General features: G+C 36.2%; 6 protein-coding genes and 1 pseudogene. 2 read left to right on the top strand and 5 right to left on the bottom strand.

The genetic code is table 11. The features are described 5' to 3' along the window. Positions 1-101: 101 nt before the first annotated feature. From ACO0KY_RS19520 to ACO0KY_RS19505, 4 genes are all read right to left on the bottom strand, one after another. Positions 102-242, bottom strand: a complete 141-nt coding sequence (locus ACO0KY_RS19520) for a hypothetical protein (protein WP_423048882.1) — start codon at positions 240-242, stop codon at positions 102-104. A gap of 2 nt (positions 243-244) precedes the next feature. After that, positions 245-1,132, bottom strand: coding sequence for a hypothetical protein (locus ACO0KY_RS19515; protein WP_423048880.1), 888 nt, complete (start codon positions 1,130-1,132; stop codon positions 245-247). Positions 1,133-1,254: 122 nt separating this feature from the next. After that, entirely contained in the window at positions 1,255-1,428 is a 174-nt protein-coding gene (locus ACO0KY_RS19510; RefSeq protein WP_423048878.1) for a hypothetical protein, read from the bottom strand. 93 nt (positions 1,429-1,521) lie between these two features. Next, positions 1,522-2,268: a DNA-methyltransferase gene (locus ACO0KY_RS19505; RefSeq protein WP_423048876.1), complete on the bottom strand. Its 747-nt coding sequence runs from the start codon at positions 2,266-2,268 to the stop codon at positions 1,522-1,524. A 37-nt stretch (positions 2,269-2,305) separates the two neighbouring features. On the opposite strand from ACO0KY_RS19505, the gene ACO0KY_RS19500 reads away from it, so the two are divergent. Beyond that, the gene (locus ACO0KY_RS19500; protein ID WP_423048874.1) at positions 2,306-3,178 is read left to right on the top strand and encodes a hypothetical protein; all 873 of its coding nucleotides are present in this window, start codon (positions 2,306-2,308) and stop codon (positions 3,176-3,178) included. 21 nt (positions 3,179-3,199) lie between these two features. On the opposite strand, the gene ACO0KY_RS19495 is transcribed toward ACO0KY_RS19500, so the two are convergent. Continuing rightward, on the bottom strand, positions 3,200-3,454 hold the full coding sequence (locus ACO0KY_RS19495; RefSeq protein ID WP_423048872.1) for a hypothetical protein: 255 nt from the start codon (positions 3,452-3,454) through the stop codon (positions 3,200-3,202). On the opposite strand from ACO0KY_RS19495, the pseudogene ACO0KY_RS19490 reads away from it, so the two are divergent. Beyond that, positions 3,455-3,540, top strand: a pseudogene (locus tag ACO0KY_RS19490) (sulfurtransferase); the annotation flags it as partial.

Genomic DNA, 3,540 nt, shown 5'->3' with positions numbered 1-3,540 from the left:
GCAGAATTATTCAAAATGAGAGAAAAACACATTGGAAAAGCACATTGGATACTTTAAGCAACATGCACCAATGAAAAAAGCACCTTGACGGTGCTTTTCTTTTATTCATTGTTTTTCTTTGTCTCCTTATATAGTAATTCTATAACAATGCTGGAAATACTTACTCCAATATCTTTTGCTCTCTTTTCTAATTCTGCATAGACATTCTCTGGAATTGTAATTGTTATTGCTTTCTTTTTCATAATTATGCTCCCAATATGTTGCAGATTTCATCAAGCAACTTATGTTCAATGGTTTGACCATTTGCATTGATGTGTTTAATTCCATTCAACAAGTTAATTAAATCTTGATTTACCATCATTGCATCTTTGCAAGTTTTTACTCTATCTTTAATGACTGCTTTTTTGTCATAGTCATAGAAAAAACTGAAAGGATGCTGGTCAATTGCATTGACTGTGCCTGCTTTCAAGGTAGGTAAGATAATTTCACGGTATCCAGCAGAGTCTTTGATTGCTTGATAAACAGGGCTGTTATAGTAGGTTTCAACACTTATTCCTGCACTGGTGTCAAACTTACCTTTGTTGATGGCAACAACATAGTTTATGTTTTCCAAGTCTTTGGTGTCGTTATAGATAGATGAAATAGAACTCAAACTTTTTTCATCTGCAAAAGGCATGGTTATGTAAATGGCTCTATCTGAAAAATCAAGAGCATTGGCAAAATCAGAAATACTTGCAAAAAGCTTTGTGTAAATGTCGCTGAAATGAGTTGCTGGCATGTCAAACAAAATAATGTCTGCATCTGACTCCAAAGCTTGTGAAAATTGCTGTGCTAATTCGTTTCTAAGAGTCTCTAACTCTGATGTGTCGGTCTGGTTGCCTTTTGATTGCATGAACAAGTCTAATGGTTTAACACCAGATAAGGCATTTTGTTTATTAAGTGGCAAAAGCTCTCCATCAACCTTTTGACCATATCTTGTGTATAAAGCATCGTGCTTTTCTTTTAAATCACAAAGGTATGTTTCAATTTCTAATCCAAGTCTATTTCTCGCTTGATCTACATAAAAACTTGAAATCATTGTCTTGCCTACTGAGCCTGCACCTGATGTGCTAAATATAACTTTCTTTTTCATATTGTCTCCTTTGTTTAAAGTGTTATGTTATAAATTTATCAAGTTAAAGTTAAATGTCAATATCTTTTTATGTAAATACTTAATATATGTAATGAAAAAAGCCACTAAAAAGTGGCTTTCATTTATTTTGTTTCATTTTCTATGTATTCTCTACAAGCAAATATTATTAACTTGTTTACAGCATGTCCTTTTTTCTCTCCAAGTGCATCAAGTTTTTCATATAAATCAATTGGCAGTCTAGATAAATAATATTTAGTGTTCTCTGCCTTTTTTCTGTTTCTTTTTTTTATTTCCATTTGATATTCTCCTTTTTAATCATATCTTATAATAAGATAGCAATTGAAAGGTAAATGTCAATATCAAAGCAAGATAAAAACATATTAAACATGTTATTCAAAAACAAGGTCAAGCTGTTCTGTCATACACCGTGCTTTTGCCATATCAAAGAAAGACTTATTCTTTTCAAAGCCAATGGCATGACGGTTGTGTTTCTTGGCAAGAACATGAGTTGTGCCTGAACCTGCAAAGGCATCCAAGATGACATCCCCGACTTTGCTATGATTTTTAATCAATGGTTCAATCATCCATGAATATTTTTCAGTTGGATGCTTTGTTTTCTTGCGACCAATTGAACCTTGATAGACTTGTGTCATTTCTGCTTGTTCACCAAAATTGAATGTGTGCTGTTTTCCCTTTGTTAACCAAACACATTCCTCGATGGTTGAGCGGTAGTTGGTCTTGCGAATGCCAGGCAATGGGTTCGTCTTTTTGAAATAGATTTTGTTTTTAAAATTCAAATCAAAATCTCGTTCCAAGTAATGAACAATCAAGCCTGTGTATTTCCTATCGAGAAATAAAAGCATTGTTCCGTTGTCTTTCAAGACTCGGACAAATTCAGCAATGAATGGTTTAAACCATTCGTAATATGCATCAATGTTTTCCCAATTGTCTTGAAAGTCATTTCCCCAAGCATCGTTAGTAGAGACAATTTTGTTTCCAATTTTTGTAAGCTTTGAATTGTTTGCAATGCCATAAGGTGGATCAGTCAAAACTAAGTCAACAAAGTTGTCTTTAATGTTTGCAAGACCTGCTTTGCTGTCAATGTTCAAGAGATAGTTTTGTTCATTCATATTCATTTGTTTTCCTTTGTTTGTTGTTGATGTATGAACTTTATTGGAAACAAAGAAAACAATCGCCAAAGCAAAACCCTTTCAGGGTTTGTTGACAACTGATATGATTTGGTGTATGGAACTTGACGAATTAAAAGGCAAACTCTGGATTGCCTACCTGCTGGAAACTGGAAAATTTAAAAGCATTGCTGACATGCACAAGGTGCTTGGAGTGGTGGAGTCCGTCCAGTCGTGGAGCCAATACAAGGCGGGCATTAGTCCGCAAGACTCCACTATTAAGGTAGTGGACAAGCTGATCGCAGGTAGTGGCTCGTTTTGGTGGGTTGGACCTGGTGGATTACCGTTGTGGTCTGTTCTTGATGGCAATATGGCAGTGTGTAGTCAAGTCATTGCAGGGTTGTTCAATAACTACCGTGGCAACAAGCCTTGGATGCTCATAAGCAGGAAAGAATTTTCTGCAATGGGTGATGCTGACAAGGTAAAAGGACTGCTTGAAATCGTCCTGCCTGAGTCTCTATGGCTCCCAGCGAATACAAGGGATGCTGAGTTCGTCCACCCGTTGTTGCCTGCTCCTACTGGCAATACTCTAAAGGGTTGGTTGTCGCTGTCAGAGCTGTTTACACGAACAGAAAATGCCTTGTCTGTTGGCTACCTGCAAGATCGGCTCAAATCAAAAGAACAAGGTGTCATCAGGTCTTTTGTTGCCATGATTAAAAATGAAAATTTGTCTGCTGACAAAAATCATGACTTGACGAACAAACACTATGTATTGAGTTTCATAGCATTGATAAATATTTGCAACGACTCAAAAGATAAGATGCTGTCTCCTGCTCCTGATTTTCTGAAACTAGGTGTCTATCAATCTGTTGTTGATGCTTTTGGAATTGGTGTTGCTGAGTTCGTTAAAGAGATGTAAAAAAAGCCCTTTCGGGCTTTCTTATTTAAGTATCTTTTCAAAATTTCCGTCTAGTGGAATTGTTTTGATTACATCTCGTCTTGGAATGGATGCTCTTTCAAGGGATACAAAGCATGTGAAAGGTTCATTTAAAGCATCAACAACGGTTTCATTGAATAATGGTGTTGCATGTTCTGCTTTGACAAACATTGCAGGTGCAAACATTTCTGCATGCTTTCCAATCATTTGACCTTTAAGAATATTGGCATTAAATATTGATGTAGACTCTTTAAGCATGTTTCTGCCAAAACCTTAAAACGTTGGCTCGATCAAGGTCATGATGACAATGGCAAACCAGTGGTCATGGTTGATACCCGCAATGA

The sequence above is a fragment of the Undibacterium sp. Dicai25W genome (assembly GCF_049340505.1).
Taxonomy (GTDB): domain Bacteria; phylum Pseudomonadota; class Gammaproteobacteria; order Burkholderiales; family Burkholderiaceae_D; genus Undibacterium; species Undibacterium jejuense.
The sequence above is the reverse complement of the archived record's forward strand: the minus strand, read 5'-3'. Positions and strand labels throughout refer to the sequence as shown.